Origin of the sequence: Proteus genomosp. 4 str. ATCC 51469 (assembly GCF_003144375.1) — a bacterium.
Classification (GTDB): Bacteria; Pseudomonadota; Gammaproteobacteria; order Enterobacterales; family Enterobacteriaceae; genus Proteus.
Window position 1 is genome coordinate 21,239 of sequence record NZ_PENV01000017.1, and the last position, 16,834, is coordinate 38,072.

Annotated in this window: 30 protein-coding genes and 2 tRNA genes; 10 read left to right on the forward strand and 22 right to left on the reverse strand. The window is 37.1% G+C overall.

All coding sequences use genetic code 11. From position 1 onward, the window contains the following. Window positions 1–19: 19 nt before the first annotated feature. The 4 genes from DK866_RS15335 to folD form a co-directional block, all read right to left on the reverse strand. A complete protein-coding gene (locus DK866_RS15335; RefSeq protein WP_109409604.1) occupies window positions 20–463 on the reverse strand; it encodes a hypothetical protein in 444 nt (147 codons plus the stop codon). A gap of 236 nt (window positions 464–699) precedes the next feature. Further along, the gene (gene fruK, locus DK866_RS15340) at window positions 700–1,641 is read right to left on the reverse strand and encodes a 1-phosphofructokinase (protein WP_109409605.1); all 942 of its coding nucleotides are present in this window, start codon (window positions 1,639–1,641) and stop codon (window positions 700–702) included. Between the two features lie 641 nt (window positions 1,642–2,282). Then, on the reverse strand, window positions 2,283–2,495 hold the full coding sequence (gene ybcJ / locus DK866_RS15345; RefSeq protein ID WP_109409606.1) for a ribosome-associated protein YbcJ: 213 nt from the start codon (window positions 2,493–2,495) through the stop codon (window positions 2,283–2,285). A gap of 3 nt (window positions 2,496–2,498) precedes the next feature. Next, window positions 2,499–3,371 (reverse strand): bifunctional methylenetetrahydrofolate dehydrogenase/methenyltetrahydrofolate cyclohydrolase FolD, encoded by an 873-nt coding sequence (gene folD, locus DK866_RS15350; protein WP_109409607.1) that lies wholly within the window; start codon window positions 3,369–3,371, stop codon window positions 2,499–2,501. A gap of 190 nt (window positions 3,372–3,561) precedes the next feature. Between folD and DK866_RS15355 the strand changes: the two genes are divergently transcribed. After that, window positions 3,562–3,638: transfer RNA gene (locus DK866_RS15355), tRNA-Arg, on the forward strand. 76 nt (window positions 3,639–3,714) lie between these two features. Here the strand turns inward: DK866_RS15355 and DK866_RS15360 are convergent. The 18 genes from DK866_RS15360 to DK866_RS15440 form a co-directional block, all read right to left on the reverse strand. Next, entirely contained in the window at window positions 3,715–3,903 is a 189-nt protein-coding gene (locus DK866_RS15360) for a helix-turn-helix transcriptional regulator (protein WP_072070108.1), read from the reverse strand. Continuing rightward, window positions 3,900–4,217: a hypothetical protein gene (locus DK866_RS15365; protein WP_109409608.1), complete on the reverse strand. Its 318-nt coding sequence runs from the start codon at window positions 4,215–4,217 to the stop codon at window positions 3,900–3,902. Before DK866_RS15365 ends, DK866_RS15360 begins: the two co-directional genes overlap by 4 nt. Continuing rightward, a complete protein-coding gene (locus tag DK866_RS15370) occupies window positions 4,217–4,825 on the reverse strand; it encodes a hypothetical protein (RefSeq protein ID WP_109409609.1) in 609 nt (202 codons plus the stop codon). The genes DK866_RS15365 and DK866_RS15370 overlap by 1 nt, the downstream gene beginning before the upstream one ends. Window positions 4,826–4,837: 12 nt before the next feature. Further along, the gene (locus tag DK866_RS15375; protein WP_109409610.1) at window positions 4,838–5,419 is read right to left on the reverse strand and encodes a hypothetical protein; all 582 of its coding nucleotides are present in this window, start codon (window positions 5,417–5,419) and stop codon (window positions 4,838–4,840) included. Next, window positions 5,419–6,117 carry a Rha family transcriptional regulator gene (locus DK866_RS15380; protein ID WP_036934672.1) on the reverse strand — a complete coding sequence of 233 codons (699 nt, stop codon included), beginning with the start codon at window positions 6,115–6,117 and terminating at the stop codon, window positions 5,419–5,421. The genes DK866_RS15375 and DK866_RS15380 overlap by 1 nt, the downstream gene beginning before the upstream one ends. Window positions 6,118–6,128: 11 nt before the next feature. Further along, window positions 6,129–6,605, reverse strand: a complete 477-nt coding sequence (locus DK866_RS15385; RefSeq protein WP_036934671.1) for a hypothetical protein — start codon at window positions 6,603–6,605, stop codon at window positions 6,129–6,131. Further along, window positions 6,602–6,808 carry a hypothetical protein gene (locus DK866_RS15390; protein WP_052038446.1) on the reverse strand — a complete coding sequence of 69 codons (207 nt, stop codon included), beginning with the start codon at window positions 6,806–6,808 and terminating at the stop codon, window positions 6,602–6,604. The genes DK866_RS15385 and DK866_RS15390 overlap by 4 nt, the downstream gene beginning before the upstream one ends. Continuing rightward, a complete protein-coding gene (locus DK866_RS15395) occupies window positions 6,795–7,148 on the reverse strand; it encodes a hypothetical protein (protein ID WP_072070107.1) in 354 nt (117 codons plus the stop codon). Before DK866_RS15395 ends, DK866_RS15390 begins: the two co-directional genes overlap by 14 nt. 74 nt (window positions 7,149–7,222) lie before the next feature. After that, window positions 7,223–7,645 (reverse strand): hypothetical protein, encoded by a 423-nt coding sequence (locus DK866_RS15400; RefSeq protein WP_072070106.1) that lies wholly within the window; start codon window positions 7,643–7,645, stop codon window positions 7,223–7,225. Continuing rightward, window positions 7,642–7,941: a hypothetical protein gene (locus DK866_RS15405; protein ID WP_036934667.1), complete on the reverse strand. Its 300-nt coding sequence runs from the start codon at window positions 7,939–7,941 to the stop codon at window positions 7,642–7,644. Before DK866_RS15405 ends, DK866_RS15400 begins: the two co-directional genes overlap by 4 nt. Further along, complete coding sequence (locus DK866_RS15410) at window positions 7,941–8,339, reverse strand: hypothetical protein (RefSeq protein WP_162557020.1); 399 nt, start codon at window positions 8,337–8,339, stop codon at window positions 7,941–7,943. The genes DK866_RS15405 and DK866_RS15410 overlap by 1 nt, the downstream gene beginning before the upstream one ends. Next, complete coding sequence (locus DK866_RS19985; RefSeq protein WP_164526622.1) at window positions 8,332–8,508, reverse strand: hypothetical protein; 177 nt, start codon at window positions 8,506–8,508, stop codon at window positions 8,332–8,334. Before DK866_RS19985 ends, DK866_RS15410 begins: the two co-directional genes overlap by 8 nt. Next, a complete protein-coding gene (locus DK866_RS15415; RefSeq protein WP_036934661.1) occupies window positions 8,489–8,698 on the reverse strand; it encodes a hypothetical protein in 210 nt (69 codons plus the stop codon). The genes DK866_RS19985 and DK866_RS15415 overlap by 20 nt, the downstream gene beginning before the upstream one ends. A 2-nt stretch (window positions 8,699–8,700) precedes the next feature. After that, a complete protein-coding gene (locus tag DK866_RS15420; protein WP_072070104.1) occupies window positions 8,701–8,907 on the reverse strand; it encodes a hypothetical protein in 207 nt (68 codons plus the stop codon). Window positions 8,908–9,124: 217 nt separating this feature from the next. Continuing rightward, complete coding sequence (locus DK866_RS15425; protein ID WP_036934656.1) at window positions 9,125–9,346, reverse strand: putative hemolysin; 222 nt, start codon at window positions 9,344–9,346, stop codon at window positions 9,125–9,127. Between the two features lie 83 nt (window positions 9,347–9,429). Beyond that, window positions 9,430–10,356, reverse strand: a complete 927-nt coding sequence (locus DK866_RS15430; protein ID WP_052038444.1) for a hypothetical protein — start codon at window positions 10,354–10,356, stop codon at window positions 9,430–9,432. Window positions 10,357–10,402: 46 nt separating this feature from the next. Then, on the reverse strand, window positions 10,403–10,690 hold the full coding sequence (locus DK866_RS15435) for a DUF3024 domain-containing protein (RefSeq protein WP_232806304.1): 288 nt from the start codon (window positions 10,688–10,690) through the stop codon (window positions 10,403–10,405). A gap of 62 nt (window positions 10,691–10,752) precedes the next feature. After that, complete coding sequence (locus DK866_RS15440) at window positions 10,753–11,463, reverse strand: LexA family protein (RefSeq protein ID WP_036934653.1); 711 nt, start codon at window positions 11,461–11,463, stop codon at window positions 10,753–10,755. 94 nt (window positions 11,464–11,557) lie between these two features. Between DK866_RS15440 and DK866_RS15445 the strand changes: the two genes are divergently transcribed. From DK866_RS15445 to psiE, 9 genes are all read left to right on the forward strand, one after another. Beyond that, window positions 11,558–11,782, forward strand: a complete 225-nt coding sequence (locus tag DK866_RS15445; protein ID WP_036934651.1) for a Cro/CI family transcriptional regulator — start codon at window positions 11,558–11,560, stop codon at window positions 11,780–11,782. Next, a complete protein-coding gene (locus DK866_RS15450) occupies window positions 11,754–12,023 on the forward strand; it encodes a hypothetical protein (protein ID WP_072070102.1) in 270 nt (89 codons plus the stop codon). Before DK866_RS15445 ends, DK866_RS15450 begins: the two co-directional genes overlap by 29 nt. A 256-nt stretch (window positions 12,024–12,279) precedes the next feature. Beyond that, on the forward strand, window positions 12,280–13,845 hold the full coding sequence (locus DK866_RS15455) for a DEAD/DEAH box helicase family protein (protein WP_109409612.1): 1,566 nt from the start codon (window positions 12,280–12,282) through the stop codon (window positions 13,843–13,845). Beyond that, the gene (locus tag DK866_RS15460) at window positions 13,842–14,816 is read left to right on the forward strand and encodes a DUF7146 domain-containing protein (RefSeq protein WP_109409613.1); all 975 of its coding nucleotides are present in this window, start codon (window positions 13,842–13,844) and stop codon (window positions 14,814–14,816) included. Before DK866_RS15455 ends, DK866_RS15460 begins: the two co-directional genes overlap by 4 nt. After that, complete coding sequence (locus tag DK866_RS15465) at window positions 14,816–15,199, forward strand: antiterminator Q family protein (RefSeq protein WP_109409614.1); 384 nt, start codon at window positions 14,816–14,818, stop codon at window positions 15,197–15,199. Before DK866_RS15460 ends, DK866_RS15465 begins: the two co-directional genes overlap by 1 nt. Before the next feature lie 313 nt (window positions 15,200–15,512). Continuing rightward, on the forward strand, window positions 15,513–15,725 hold the full coding sequence (cspE, locus tag DK866_RS15470) for a transcription antiterminator/RNA stability regulator CspE (protein ID WP_041701226.1): 213 nt from the start codon (window positions 15,513–15,515) through the stop codon (window positions 15,723–15,725). Between the two features lie 7 nt (window positions 15,726–15,732). Then, window positions 15,733–15,873, forward strand: coding sequence for a hypothetical protein (locus tag DK866_RS20215; protein WP_419775829.1), 141 nt, complete (start codon window positions 15,733–15,735; stop codon window positions 15,871–15,873). 338 nt (window positions 15,874–16,211) lie between these two features. Continuing rightward, window positions 16,212–16,289 (forward strand) — tRNA-OTHER (locus DK866_RS15475). Between the two features lie 83 nt (window positions 16,290–16,372). Next, a complete protein-coding gene (gene psiE, locus DK866_RS15480) occupies window positions 16,373–16,780 on the forward strand; it encodes a phosphate-starvation-inducible protein PsiE (protein WP_063109078.1) in 408 nt (135 codons plus the stop codon). The last annotated feature ends 54 nt before the right edge of the window (window positions 16,781–16,834 follow it).

The following is a 16,834-nucleotide window of genomic DNA, read 5'->3' on the forward strand; positions in this document are numbered from 1 at the left end:
TTATTATTTAGTATTTTATTTATTGACTAATAATACTGGTTTCTCTTTCATTATCTTTTTGTTTGTCTTTAAAATAATTTATGACATTCTCAGAAAAAAAGAGTCTATGAGTTAAGATAACTATAATAGAAAAAGCAACAAAACCAAATTCAGACATATTGGTTAATGACATCGAAACACTTAGTATAAAAAATAGCGAAATAGATAAGCATACCCATGATATTTTTAAAAAAGAGTAAGCATTTTTACTGTTTCTTGCGAGTTTTATCCATGCAATAACTTGTATTATCATTGTAATAATCAGGCACAGCATAATAAATAGGCCTAGAAGCATCGTTTGACCACCGCCCATCGCCATTGCTAATAAATAAATCGGTGCTCCAGCAACCAATATAAACAAACTTATACCTAAAAATAGTACTGAAATAACTTGGATCCATAAAAGTACTATGGGCCTTTCCATAATTTCTCCTAAAAACAAAATAAGTTTTTATTAGCTTTAGAATATCTTTATTAACTTTTATTAAAGTGAAGTTTATCGAATAAATAGAAAAAATAAAGTTTGATTTAATAATAAATAAATATTAATCAATTTAAGAGATTCTATTTTAGAGTTTCTATAAATATGATATTAATATATTTAATTGGAATAGTGGTAACTCTACTTAATATTATTCGATATACCACTGGTATTATTACTTATAATTTTAGAGGAGTTAATTCTACTTCTGCCATCATCTTTGCCAATTGTTCACGGTCACGAATACCAACATTGGTCTGACTTACTGCAAGAGCAGAAACTGCAGTTGCAAGACGTAATGTATGTTCACTGGTTTGTCTCATCATCAGTCCATAAATTAGGCCGCCAACCATAGAATCACCGGCACCTACAGTGCTGACAACATTACATTTAGGAGGTGTTGCCATCCATGCGCCAGATGCATTTACCCACATTGCACCTTGCTCACCTAATGAAATAACAACGTGAGCAATACCTTGTTGGCGTAATGCTTGGGCTGCTTGTACAACATCAGAAAGTTCAGGTAAAGGCCGGCCAGCCCAAATTTCTAATTCATGATGATTAGGTTTAACAAGCCAAGGAGAGGCTTTTAATCCTGCGACAAAAGCATCTCGACTACTGTCAAAGATCAAACACATGCATTCACTGCGTAAACGAGTCATCCATGCAGTGAAATCATTAAGATCAACACTTGAAGGTACACTACCACTGACACAGATCATATCAAACTGACCAGCCCAGCTTAGTGTGTCATTCACGAAACGAGTCCAATCTTGTTTTGTAATTTCAAAACCAGAAAAATTAAAATCAGTGACTTTGCCATTAGGCTCAGTAAGTTTCACATTTATGCGAGTACGGCCTTCAACCATTTGAAAACGGTTTGCAATACCTGAATCACTAAACTCTTTTTGAAACCCATCTTGATTTTCTTTACCTAAAAATCCACCAACAGTGACATCAACGCCGAGACTTTTTAAGACTTTAGCAACGTTAATACCTTTACCAGCAGCATGAAAGCCTGCTGTTTTAACACGATTAACTTCACCAAGTTCAATAGGATTACTTAAACCAACAAGATCATAAGCAGGGTTAAGTGTGATGGTCGCAACTCTGCGTTTCATGCTAGTTCCTTACCTTAAATAAAAGAATAGGCATCATTTTTTGCTGTTGTTTAGCAATGATAGAGATACCTTGAGTGGGTAGGCCGAGCATAAAATCTCCTGTTAGATGAAGGGCAAAAAAGATCTTAATATCACAAAATAACAACTAAGATTGTATCATTGGGCTGAATCGTTTCAAATTATAACGTGTAATTTAGTACAAACAATGTTCTTTTGCCTAATGAAAGTAGAAATAAATTAGATCTAAATCACATTTTAGTGCATTTAAACATGAACAAATGAGTAAAAAGTGTCAGCAAAAAGGTTTGTTGCTGAAGTTTTACAGTAATGGTTGAAAAGTGTTATTTATATATAAAATAATAACTTACATATCTTTTTTTATCTATTTTTTGATAAAATGTATAATGTGCTGAACATCTAGGAGAGATTATACCAAGAGATATGCCTAAAAATAATGATTTGAATTTAATTAAATTACACTAAATTTATTATTTGGATTTTAATTCAATTAGTTATGATTATCTCTTTTTTTTAAAGATGATTAAATAAGGAAAAACAGAGGAAAAAAGAAGAAAAGTGCTCAAAAGAAAAAAAGTGCCACTTAGGGCAGCAGCACTTTTTAATTTTAACTGACTTGCTGATTATTTGCTGACACTGACCGAGAACTCACCAAAGGTGACAATTTTTCCATCAACGATTTTACAACGTTTACGGGTTTCAACTATGCCATCAACGCTAACTAAGCCTTCAGCAATGACACTTTTAGCAGCAGCGCCGCTTTCAGTCCAACCTTGAAGTTTTAATAAATCACAAAGCTCGACATAGTCGTGCCCATCTAATTGAAATGTTTCCATTGACTAATTATTTCCTGTTTCAGGGTCGTGATACTCTTCACATGCTTGTAAAGTGTTTTGAATAAGTGTGGCAACTGTCATTGGACCGACACCACCAGGGACTGGCGAAATCCAACCTGCGCGTTGTGAAGCGACTTCAAATTCAACATCGCCCACCACTTTACCACTTTCAAGGCGGTTAATACCGACATCAATGACAATAGCACCAGGTTTAATCCATTCACCGGGGATAAAGTTAGGTTTACCTACAGCGACAACCACGAGATCAGCGTGTTCAACATGAAAACGCAAATCTTTAGTGAAACGATGAGTAACCGTTGTTGTACAGCCTGCAAGTAGGAGCTCTAGGCTCATTGGACGACCCACAATATTTGACGCACCAATAATAACCGCGTTTAAACCATTCATAGGGATATCACAACGTTCTAGCAGTGTGACAATACCGCGAGGCGTACAAGGGCGTAATTTTGGTGCACGTTGACATAGGCGACCAACATTGTAAGGATGAAAACCATCCACGTCTTTATCTGGGCGAATACGTTCTAGTACTTTAACGTTATCAATTCCGGCAGGTAAGGGGAGTTGAACGAGAATACCATCAATGGTGTTATCTTCATTAAGCTGGTCGATCAGGTTTAATAAATCAGCTTCACTGGTAGTATCAGGTAAGTCATAAGAGCGAGAAATAAAACCAACTTCATCACAAGCACGGCGTTTACTTCCGACATAAATCTGTGATGCTGGGTTATCACCCACTAAAATAACAGCTAAACCAGGCGCTCGTTTTCCTGTATTAATACGTTGTTTTACTTTTTCGGCAACTTCGCTTCTGATGGTCTGCGCAATCGATTTCCCATCTATAATTCTTGCTGACATCTATACATCCAAATTATTCAATTACGGTATTGCTCTATTTTGTCAGATCAAGAGCAATCTGTCAGTCGAATACTTGCCATATTTTGACCATATAGTTTGATATCGTTGAAAAATCGTTGACTCTCAGAATGTTGAACGTATAATTCACACCCGTTATCAGCAGTGATTGCTGACGTCTAATCTCTTCTAGGCGCCCTTAGCTCAGTTGGATAGAGCAACGGCCTTCTAAGCCGTAGGTCACAGGTTCGAATCCTGTAGGGCGTACCATTTAAAATCAATGAATTACAAGATTTTAAAAAGAAACCCGCAAGAGATGCGGGTCAAGTAACGGGTCAAGTTAGCATTACAGTTTTTCACTTCTAACCCACTCTTCATAGACATGTTCTGGCCAGCCTAAAAACGTACCACCTTTTGTTCTTTCTGGTCTGGGAAACTCATTTCGTTTTGCGTACATTCTCCAAATTGTAGGTTTGCTTTTGCCAGTTAACTGGATCATTTCCTTCCACTTAATGTATCGAGTCACAGTTGTCATTTTTTATTTCCTTCCCTATACCCGTTCTCCATAATGCACTGTGCGATAGTCGCTGGTGGGTTATCCCAATGGGCATCAAAAATGATATCGTTTAAATGATATTTACTGATGTCATCTAAAGTCTTAGGTAAGGTGTCATGGGGTAATTTTAAACAAATAGAATCACCCGTCATGCTTACTGCAATATCAATGATCTGCTCAGTGGTAAAATCTGTTTTACGATAACCGGCTTTCCAGACTGCATCAGTTATATCACTGGGATCACTACCTGCATTTTTGATGACACTAACGAGATTGAAATCTAAAGTTGTCATTAATCATCATCCTTAATTAAGCTGTAAACTTTATCAGCAATATCAAAAGCATTATCAGCCACTGCTAATACAAGTAATTTAGGATCACCAAATGATTTTTTTGTCAGAAGTGAAAAATCGAAAAGCACACTTTTGCTATCTTTTGTTTTCAGCATTTCCGTAATAACACGGCCAAATAGTAGATAAGGCAAGGCTAAATACATGGACTGCAATAAAGGTGCTTCACCTTTAATAAATTCCTGCTCAAAAAGACGATTAAATGACGGGTACTTATCTTTGATTAAAGTGAGTTTTGTTTTATAGTAGGGATAGAAATTTTCATCCTTCTCTTGCTTATAATGAATAGCGACATAAGAACCATCGTCATATGATTTAATATGTGTATATTCAGCATCGCTAGGAATTGCTTCATCAAATTGAATAACAATATCATCACTGAATTCAGAGTTGTGTTTCATGCGTAATACTACATGCCCATTAGACACTTCGATATGTTCAGCGTTGATATGTACACAGTTAGTAACAAGACGAACATCATCACTCATTTTTAATAATGTAAGTGCAGCTCTTAATTGGCTTGTCTCGATGTAAGGTAATTTAGTTGTCATTTTTTACCGTCCTTAGTGCATAGTTGGCATAGCTAGAAATCCGTTATTAGCTTCTAACTCGCGAATATAATCATCATGAAGAATACAGAGCCCTTCACGTCCTTTTTCTGATAGGCGAGGACCATGTTCAAGGGAGATGTCCAGAAAGCCGATATAGGCTTTTATGATGAAGTCAGGACAATAATCTTTATAGATACCCCCTAACTCTTCGATAAGAATGCTTTCAAAATGGCTTGCAAGACAAAGGCGCAAAGAAGCTGGGTAAATGGTTAAAGCATTTTCTCCGTTACTGTAAATAGTGGCAAGATCAACACCGCCTTCTTCATTACGAATTTCAGTGGTGCCATTCTTTTCTTGTAGTTCACGAATAAAGCAAGTTGCTACCACCCAGCGCCAGACAGAAATTCTCTGTTCAGGTGTTAATGTTTCAGATTCATCAGCTAACTTACCCATGACTGCAGCGGCTAAATATAAACCTTTCAATAACTCTTTATCGTATTGACCTGATTCAAGGGCTGTTACAGCTTCAGAGTAAGATATTAAAGCACCATCATCAGAAATAACGCCATTACTAGTATCAGTAAAATAAGCCATTATTTACCCTCCCAGCCAATTGCCTGAAACAATCCCATTTTAGGATGATGCCAGCGAGTGCCACGTTTTTCGGCTTCACTCATCATTGCCTTGAATGCAGATATAAAATCAGCTTCATGAATAATGGCCATAGGCCTAGGCATACCTTCGGGCGTAAGAATAGTTATTTTATTTTTGCGAACATTGAACTGTTTGGTGAGTGTTTTGCATTTATCCACCGTCATACCTGATTTAGTTCTCGCCAGAGAGTACCCAATCCAACCTACAGGGATCGTTCCTTGTTTTATTTGCTCAACGACTTCATTCACTTGTTCAACTTTTTGCTCTACATGAGATATACGGCGTTCGCTTTCTAAGTTAGCCAGCGCCATAGCAGCAATAATTTCTGCTTGTGATTTTGGTTTGACTCGTTCATCTTCAAGTTCTTTCCAGCGATCAACTAACCGAGCTGTAAACTCTGGGGACAGTTGCGCAACGACAATGATACTGTCTCGTTTACCTTTTTCACCTGTGAAAACATAATGTAGTGGAGTGGTTCCGTTTGCTGCTTTAATCCCATCCACCGTTGGTGGTTCGGATATAACATTTTTCTCTGCCAACCGTTCGATAGTTCTTTTAACACTATCTTCACGGCTACCAACTAATTCGGCGATCTCTTTAGAGGTCATTGACGCATTGGTGCTAATTAAATTATTCATATTGACTATCCTTAGTGTATTAATTGACTTTTACCTTGTGAGATAAGCAAAGTGGCGCTATTGATGAGTAGTTGATCAAGCATGTCTTGCATCCATTTATCACCTTCTTCGCCTTTTGCTTTGTTACCTTCGTAAAAACGGAACAGGGCGAATACGCCATCGCCTGACTGATCGAGAATGACTGACTCAACTTTTACAATGAGTAGCTTCTCGATAATTTTTAAATCCAAATCGACAACAATATTTTTGTGTCTAAATGAAAACTGCTCATTAAGACCAGGACCGAATCGCGTTACACAGGAGATTAAATATTTATTTGCTACAATCGTTCTTAAATTATCAACAATGTGCTTAACAAATATCTCTTGTTCTTCTGGTGTTAATTTACGATTTGACTTAATAGCTTCTTTATCTAATAAGGAAGCAGGGAAACCTTTTTCTTTTAAATATTCGATGATTTCATTTGTTGTCATTTTTTTACTATTCATAACATGCCACCCGGTATTTTAATTTTGGCTTTATCTAAACAACGCTTAGATGATTGATTACTTATTTTTTGTTGATAACTCATTGCGCCTTTAGCTGGTGGATCTGCGATAATAAAAGCTTGGTTATATTGCTCTAGTGCGCGTCTATAAAATCCTTTCCCCTCTAATTGCTTACCTTTTTTCATGAATTCAGAATACGTCATGATATTTATATTCCTCTCCATTTAAGTAAGGAGGTAAATACTCAACAATATAATCAATCATGAATTTACCCATATCAGAAATCGAGCCATTTAAGTTATATAACCATTCATAAGTATTGTAGATATCTTTATCACTCCACTTACAACGTTGACGGCAATCTTTTTCTTCATAGACATCACGGAAGAAATTATTTAAATTTTCAAAGCTAATTTCTGTAATAACAGTTTTATTATTTAACTTTGATTTAAACTCAGCTTTCTTTCCATTTTGTTTAATATAAATAAGCACTGAGTTGATAAAACGCTTTCTTCTTACTTCAAGTAAATTAACTTTATCCATGTTGCTTACTCCTGATTTAGAGCGCAGCAATCCCTAGCATGAACGCTATAATTAATTTTTATTTAGTGGATGATTTATTTATTGGTTAAAGCATTATTTAATTCGTAATATAGTCTATCAGCTTCTTTTTCTGCATCATCATATTTAGCGACAGCTTTAGCATATTCTTTTTGTAATCGTTCAATATTACGCTCTTGCTTTAATCGCTCTTGGAGTTCGGTTAGTTTAGCTTCCTTGCGATCCATAAAGTGTTCGGTAGGTTCGCCACGCTTAAAAGCGATTGTGCCATTTTCAAGTTCGCATTGTTCACCTTCATAGTTAGTCTCAATGCCTTCCTTATGAAGTTCACGCTCGGTGAGGATATTTGCTAGCTTATTTAATGCTGAACGCTCACTTAAGTAAGCACGATTAGCACCTGAAATAATATAAACAGGGCGCATAGCAATAGTAATTTGATTGTCAGTTGCTTTCTCAATAGCTTCGTGTTGTCTGCTCATTTTCTTGTTCCTTTTATTTTTCGATTTGATATTTCGTATTCAATTCCACCAAGTCTGTCATTTAATATTGATATAAATGACGATAGCTGACTTACAAATAATCCCACATCCCCAAGATGATCTTTACCATCGGGATAATTTTCATTAGCATCAGCCCAAAACATAAACTCACCGAATATATTCATTCCTGTAACAAGTGAATCGATAGCTAAATCTAAATTACCTCTTAAGTTACCCAGTTCACCTTCTGTTAATTTACTTAAATCAGGAAGAGTAACTAAGTCATCAATATTCATTAAGCCTCCGTGAAACTTACTTTTTCATAAACAGTTTCTAAATTTAATTTGGCTGACTGGATTAAATTTGTAATTTGAATATCGTAATTTTTAATGTGACCGCTTTCTTCAGAGACTTTTAAATTAATTGCAGTTTCTAATGTATTTAAAATGCACCCGACAGCCGTTTCAATTGTATAGTTATCACTGATTTTAATTTCACCGATAGGCTTTGGTGATTTATCAGTATTAATATTCGATACACTTTCTTTAGCTCTTTCTATATTGGCTACTGCTGATTCAATCGCATTAAACATATTATCGCTAGGTGTTACGTTATCATTGATAATGAGATTTAAAATAGAAGTTGCATAAAGTAATTCATCACAAGCGGATTCTTTTAACTTAGTGTTATTCATCATTTAAAACCTCATCGATTTCATCTTCTGCTTGAGATAATAAGCTAAGTTGAATTGCTCGCTCTTCGCTATTACGAGAAAGAAACTGAGCTGAAATTAAGAATGCTTTTACTCGATGTAATGTATCTAGCATTTTCCCGCTATCTACATTAATTATTTCTTTTGCCATGATCATTATCTCTCTGTGCATTTTCTTCAATTAACCAGACTGAAATATCACCTGATAATTCGTAAGCTAGTCCAATTAAGCTTTCTATCTCAGGCTGACCCGATATGCGCTCAGCGTTGAGCTGGAATAAAAGGGCGTTTAGTTGGTCGCTTTTTTTTGCAACAGCTTCTAAATTGAGTTCGTGAGCCATAATTAAGCCTCGCAAGGAAATTGTGCAGAGAAAACTACATTACCACCAAGTAACTCTTTAGCTTGTTCAGCGCTGGTGGCCATAACTTCTTTTTTCTCTGGATGCTCAGTTTTAGTCCAGAAACGAAACAAGAACATAGGTAACATTATGGCTGTATGCATGTCAGGTTTCGGCAAATTAGGGATTGCGGTAGAATATATACTGGTCATATATGATCCTTCATTAATTCTATCAGTTATCATTTACAATTAAGTATCACCGCTAGTGATTTTGTTGTCAACACCGCGAGTGATTAATTATCATTACCGCAAGTTATTTTATTGAATTTAAAAGGAATTTATTTTCAAATAAATCTCAGATTGGAATGCAGATCACTTCTTTGGAGGGGAGAGGGGACAAAAAAGCCCCGTTAGGGGCTATAGGGTATTACTTATGATCTCTTCGATACAAAGTCCACTCTTCAATTCTTTCACCAGAAGGTAATGTACAGTATCCTACTTGACCTTTATCTGTGTTAACTATTTCCAGCTTTCCGCTTATTTCACCGCAGTACACAGAGGCAGGGTTTGCCATTCCTACCTGTTTATTTCCCGTAGTAGAGCACCCAGCGAGTATAATGGTAGCTGCCAAAACTGTTAATTTTTTCATTATTCTGTCCTTACAGATGCGAATGGCTATTGTGAATAATATATTTTTAGCATAAAAAAGCCCTCGCGAGGAGGGCTGGGAGGTTAGTGTTTGTTTGGCAGCTCTGGTTTTTTTACTTGCGTCAGTAAATTTCCTGCATTCACCTTCGGTATTGCTCCATCTTTTATTTTGCTTTCTATGTATGCAGGGAATTTTTGTGGTAAATATATTTTCTGTAACCAGCGCCTAAACTCACCTAATGCGTCATCTGGATATATCCACGCTTCTATAGCTCCTGCTTTGTGTTGAGGGAACCAATCAGGATAATGGTGCGGGTGCTTTGTCCTTTCTCCGTATTTACTGCATAAGTCATTTTTTACCCAGTGTTTTCCCCAGGTTATTCCAATGCTTATATCAGGTATTGAGGCTGGCCCAAGGTTGAACCCTGTATTGATCATCCGCAGTGTTAGATCTGCCATTTCGCTAAAAATAGAAAAATACCCGAATGGTATATTTGCATTTAGCTGCAATCTCTCTTGAAAGCACTTCCATGCACTACGTAATGGGTTTTCTGGGTCAATACCAAGATTGAGGAAAATAAAGCGTCTTAAGCTATATTCGGCTAAGTCTCTATATCTTTTCTTAGCTACAGAATTATCAAATGCAGATGAATCTGCATCAAGGGCGTAATACTCCAATATGGCCATGCATACGCGATCGGAGTATGCATATACTTCACCGGTATTATTATTAAGAACAGTATATAGGCTGGAGAGCGTTAACCCTTTTCCTCTAAGGATTGAGTCAATTTTCTTTCCTCTCGGTTTCGTTCTTTCTTCAAGCCAGTTGGTTGTTAACCTACCAAGAGCTCTATGATCTACTCCACATAATCTAGAAAGCCCTCTCAATGTTAAATACGGAGTGCCATCATTCATTATTCCCATCTGGATACCATCGAACTCAACTTCTTTCACTGGAAATAATTCTAATTCCCCTTGGGGATTGATTACTGCTAGTTTATTGTTATCCAATTGATATCCTTATTTATTTTAATGGGGCTCACCCTAAAACGTGTCGTCACCCAAAGAAGCAGCCTTGTACATCATCTTCGACGAGCTTAATAGCGTCAGAGAAACTACCTAACATTTTTTCATCGCAGTTGTGCCAGTTACTATTTTTATCCATCCAAAGCAGAGACCATGAATTCGAATATTTATTATGTGTGATTTTTGCTATAGGTTCTTCTACTCTGCCATCACTCCATATTAGTTGCCTAATTTCAAAGATAATTACTGAGTCGTCCTCGATACGATACTGTAAATCTAATTCATCCCTTAGGTGCTCTGCTGGGCGGCGTTTTTCCATGAAAAATTCCATACACCGTCTAATATTTGCTATCTCAATATTGTTAAACGCCATATTTCCTCCTAAAACGTGTCGTCAGGCCATTGTGACTTGATTACCTTACCTATGATTGTGCAGTTCCCGTTAATAGGGATCAGGTCAAAACGAGGGTTTAATGGCTCTAGGTACTCAACTCCACCATCTCTAATCAGTCGTTTGAATGTGAACTCATCATTTAGTAAACGAGCAACGCAGAAGTCACCGAACTCTACTTCTTCCTCAGGATCAACCAAGATAAGCATTCCTTCTGGAAAACTTGGCTTACCTCCCGGTGGTGCGGTCATTGATTGACCTTCAACCTCTAGCCAGAAAGAACGTTCGCTGGCTTTCTTGGCTGTTGGTATCCACGACACTGCGTCTTGTTTTGTGTATGAATTAAATTCTGTCGAGAAGGCACCAGCCTGAACTTTTGTGAACAATGGGTATTGATGAAAACTTTGAGAGCTTTGTGTTGTGTGAGATAAAACAGGTTGGTAAACCTCCCTAATTTCTTTTGCAAGAAATGGGCTTATTTCTTCTACCGAAACGTCAAGTATTTTTGCAAGTTTTGCAACATGCTCATGATTAATAGCATTAACGCCATTCAATATTTGCGCAACAGCGCTTTGCCCCATCCCCAACATTTCCCCAAGAACTTCTTGTGATAATCCCAAGTTTTTTTTCTTAGATTCAAATATGGATTTGAGGCGAATTGCGTCTGCTTTTTGTTCATCAGTCAAAGGTTTCTTTTTCATAAATTAATAATATCACCTCCGGAGATAAAAACAATCACCTCCGGTGTTGATTTAATTATCATTAGCGGTAATAATAAATTCAGGAGGAGCATTTATGGAAAAAATACCATTATCGGTTTTGGTTTCAAAGTTGGGGCAAAAAAAAGTAGCTGACTTATTTGGTATTCAGCAAAGTGCAATAAATAAAGCATTAAAAAACAAAAGAAATATTTTTGTTATTCATGTTGATGGAGAAGTGGTGGGAGCCGAGGAAATTAAAGTTTTTCCTAATAAACCAGAAAGGGAAACTCATGCACCAAATCAATATGCCGATGCCTGATCACTACTTTCCTGATGATGCTAAGTGGATTCAGGAACAACTCACGAAGTTAAGCCCAAGCATGAGGCAAAAGGCATTAGTTAAATATTCAGAAGTGTATCAAACGGAATGGGAACGAGAACAAGTTCCCTACCGTAAAGACAACAAAGCTCGTCATGAGGCTAACGTGAGATTAAGAGAGTTCATAAAGCGTTATCAGAGAGCAATGCAAGGTTATACAGCAAAGCCGTTATCGATTTGACAGTGATTGGATTTAGGAGATGTTGGAAGTTAAGACGTTTAGCCGTCTAGATTGTTTTCTGGGGAAGAGGGGAAAACTTTCTAGGGGGGAAAGGGGGGTGATCTTTGAAAGGGGTGTTAGGGAAGGCACAGCCAAGGGAGTGAGTAGATCTTAAATATAGATCTCTATAGGAGTTAAAAGACAAACAGCCGTTTAGACGTCCAGATAAAAATAAATCCCTTCCTTTGGCAGTGCTAATTATTAGATGAGGAAACCGATGTTAACAATCACACCAAATTTTGCACAGGAACGCGGATTGACGATGTTACGTCAGGCATGGAAGCAAAATAGAACATTCATGATTTATAGCCCAACAGGAAGCGGAAAAACGGCATTAGCTGCGTTTATTACTGATGGACATATTCAGCGTGGAATGAGAGTGATGTTTCTTGTTCCTTACACAATTTTGATTGATCAAACAGCCAGTCGTTTTATTGAGTATGGCTTGCCAGCCGAAGAGATTAGCTATGTATGGCGCGATCATCCTAATTACGATCCGACTCGTTTAATTCAAATTGCATCAGCAGATACCGTTATTCGTAGAGACTTTCCAGACAACATCGATTTACTCATTATCGATGAGGCGCATTTACGCCGTAAGAAAATATTAGAAGTGATCAGTGAAAGTGAATTCAAGGCAATTGGTTTGTCCGGTACGCCTTTTGCATCATTCCTTGGTCATTACTACGAAACACTAATCAAGCCCACCACCATGAAAGAGTTAATCAAGCGTGGTGATTTAAGCTCATACGAGTTCTATGCACCAACTAAACCAGACTTATCAAAAGTAAAATTGTCCAGCAACGCAGAGTTCGGCAGTGATTACAAAGAAGCTGAAATTGCTGAAATTATGAGTGGTGCTGATTTGGTGGGGGATATTGTTGATAACTGGTTGGTGAATGGTCGAAACCTACCTACGATTTGCTTTTGCGTCACAGTCAGTCATGCCAATTTTGTCACTGTCGAATTTAATCGTGCAGGCGTCAATGCTGAGGTGATCACCGCAGATACGCCACATGATGAGCGTCAAATTATTATTCACAGGTTTGAGCAAGGTGCGACCAAAGTGCTTGTAAGTGTAGGAACATTGATTGCCGGCTTTGATAGTGATGTCCGTTGCATTATTTACGCTCGCCCAACTAAATCAGAGATTCGTTGGTGTCAGGCGATTGGAAGAGGATTGCGTACTGCACCAGGGAAAGAAACTTGCCTTATTTTCGATCACTCCGGTTCTGTTCATCGCTTAGGTTATCCCGATGACATTGAGTATGACGAACTACCTACCAAAAATGACGGCATGAGTGAATCTTCGTCTAGCCGAGAGCAAGAAAAACGAGAGAAGAAACCGAAAGAATGCTCCTCTTGTCACTACATGAAGCCAGCAGGTGTTTATGTTTGCCCTAAATGCGGATTCAAACCTTTAGTCGGTGAAGATATTGATGTTGATACTAGCCGAAACATCAAAAAACTGAATAAAAAAGAGCGCACTTACACCCGAGAAGACAAGCAAAGCTGGTGGTCCCAATTGAAATACTACCAGAATCAACGTGCGACACAGGGTAAGCCGATCAGCGATGGTTGGGTTTCTAATACTTTCAAAGATAAATTTGGTGTATGGCCACAAGGTTTTCATAACACACCACAAGAAATCACGCCCGAAGTGAGTAACTTCATTAAATACAAACAAATCGCCTTTGCTAAGTCACGCAAGAAGGCACAAGTCAATATTCAAAAATTACGCACTCAAATTAGCCACCAGCCACAGCAAGGAGGTTTACTGTGAATACAATTGATGCCGTAAAAGGGCAATGGGAAAAAGTATTTGCTCATTATGGGCTACCTCACATTACAGGGAAAAGGCACTTTAAAGGTGATTGCCCTATCTGCGGGCAAAAAGGAAAGTTTCGTATTGATGATAAAGACGGGCGAGGAACTTACATTTGTACGTGCAGTTCGGGGAATGGATTCCAATTACTGGAACGAACACAGGGTAAAGACTTTAAAACATTAGCAGATGAAATTGATGTATTGATTGGTAATTACCGAGAAAAAGAAATACCAACAACAAAAGAGAAACCAAAAGGGAATTTATTTCAACGTATCACTGGCTGTTATTCAAAATTACCCATACTGAAAAATACACCCGCCATGCAGTATTTGCAGAATCGAGGTGTTTTTGAGTTACCACTTGATAACGTCCGTTATTGTGAACATCAACCTGTTCGTAATAGTTCTGACAAATTTCAAGCTATTTGGTCATTAGCGACAGATGCTAAAGGACAACTTTGTTATTTACATAGAACGTATTTACAAGGGGATAAAAAAGCGCCTCTTGATATTGTGAAGAAAATGACTGCTGTGCAGGATGACAATTATTTAGAGTATGCAGAATCTGTCGCGATAAGAATGTTTTCTGTTGATACCACACTTGGCATAGCTGAAGGTATCGAGACGGCACTTTCCTGTAAGCAACTCTATGGTGTAAATACTTGGTCGGTCATCAATACTAACTTCATGAAAAAGTTCAAAGCACCAAAAGGTGTTATCCACCTTGTTATCTTTACAGATATGGATTGGAATGCGGCAGGTCATGCTGCAGCTATGGAGTGCGCACATAAAAACCTACTTTCTAATAATGATGTAGAAACGGTCAGTGTGAGATGGCCTGATAATGGTGATTTTAATGACATGCTAACAGAAGCTTGTGAGGTAAGAGAGTTAGTATTTTCAAGACAACATAAGGAAGTGGCGTAATGCGTGATATACAACAGGTATTAGAAAGATGGGGTGCATGGTCGGCAGATAATACAGAGTCGGTTCAATGGTATTCGATTGCTGCGGGATTTAGTGGATTAATACCAAGCAAGGTTAAAGCTCGTCCTCAATGCTGTGAAGACGATGCAATAATTATTTCTAGTTGCATGGCGCAATTAAATAAAAAGAATAGTGAGATGCATGACCTATTGCTTGATTACTATTTATTCGGAATGACATTTATGCAACTGGCTAACAAGCACAATTGTTCTGATACTCACATAGGAAAAAAACTGCAAAAAGCAGAAGGGATAATAGAAGGTATGTTAATGATGTTAGATGTCTCCTTAGAAATGGATCGATACATAGAAAAAGTCACATAACGCGCTTTACGATCGTAAAAATGATGATATTGTGATAAGAGTGACATCAAGGTCAGCCAACTTATAAACCCGCTTTTGCGGGGTTTTTATATATAAAATAAAGTTTGCTATCTGAGTTTATCTATGGCTTAATGACATCACTGGTTTGGAAGTACAGGCCTATTTATGTTAGTCAGTTTAAAGTTGTTCACCGTTTAGCGTTATCCTCGATACCACTTCATTGCGAATTCCTTCTAATTAATTCCCATAAGTAAAAATAAAAAACAAACCCTCATATGCCTTATGGCAAATTAAAGAAATTAAAGGAAATTCTATGTCTAATACAATGACTGGTTCAGTAAAATGGTTTAACGATGATAAAGGTTTTGGTTTCATCACTCCTAAAGATGGAAGTAAAGATGTATTTGTACATTACTCTGCAATTCAGAGTGATGACTTCAAATCTCTGATGGAAGGCCAAGAAGTTTCATTTACCATTGAAAATGGTATGAAAGGTCCAGCAGCAGGCAACGTGGTGGCTCTCTAAAGGCGCTATTACTATTCGCCTCTATTTTAAATGTCCTTGTTGTAGCGGTTCACAATATAGAACATCACAATTTGATGTTACAGTGAACAATCCACACGGCGCAAAATGTATTTTTTGTAAGACTGTGATGGCTGCTCAAATGAGTTAAGCGTTAATAGTTGAATATATAAAACCTCGTTTTGGCGGGGTTTTTTTGTTGCTTAAATTTAAAGATGATCCCTTTATATTTTAAAACGTACATATTCATTAGTGTGTGGTAAACTTAGAAGAGTAAACATACCTCATTGCTATCAACAGCAAACCTTGCATTTGCAAGTTTTTATCGAAAATAGATGTGGTATCTAAAGGAATGATTTCCTAAGGAGATGCCTATGAATTGGTCTGCGCTATTACATCTAATCCCCGCTTTTTTACGGAATGTAATTATCATTGCTTTATTGCTCTTAGTTGCATTTATGATAGTTCGTTGGTTCAGGTAAATTCATTCCGCCATTAGCTTAACTGGGAGAGTATTTAGTTTTATTTAAACTAAAAGTCGAGGTTCGATACCTTGATGGCGGCCCAATTAAATATAAAGCTTCTCATCTATTTTTTATTTTAATCTATAGAAAACTTGATATTAGGGGCATAAACTCTTAGGAGTTATTATGACAGGACTAAATCAAACAAAAGTAATTAGTCGAGTTTTACAATGGATTAGTAGTGTTGGCCTGATATTGCTTGCAATTATTTTAATAATTTTTTTAGTTAAAGAAACTATTATTCTTGCTAATTTGTTGTTTACAGTTAGTGATCCAGTTTCAATTTATTTATTAGTTGATGGACTTATCATTTACTTTCTGTATTTTGAGTTTATTGCCTTAATTATTAAATACTTTCAATCAAATTATCACTTTCCATTACAATATTTTATTTACATCGCTATCACAGCTGTAATTAGACTTATTGTTGTTGAACATAAAAATCCGCAATTACTTATCGTATATTCAGGAACAATCCTTATTCTAGTTATTGCATTGTATATTGCTAATGCAGAAAGATTGAAGCCAGAATAAGCTAAAGTATCTCATTTAAAAGGTCGCCACGTGCGGCCTTTTTTTATATACGTA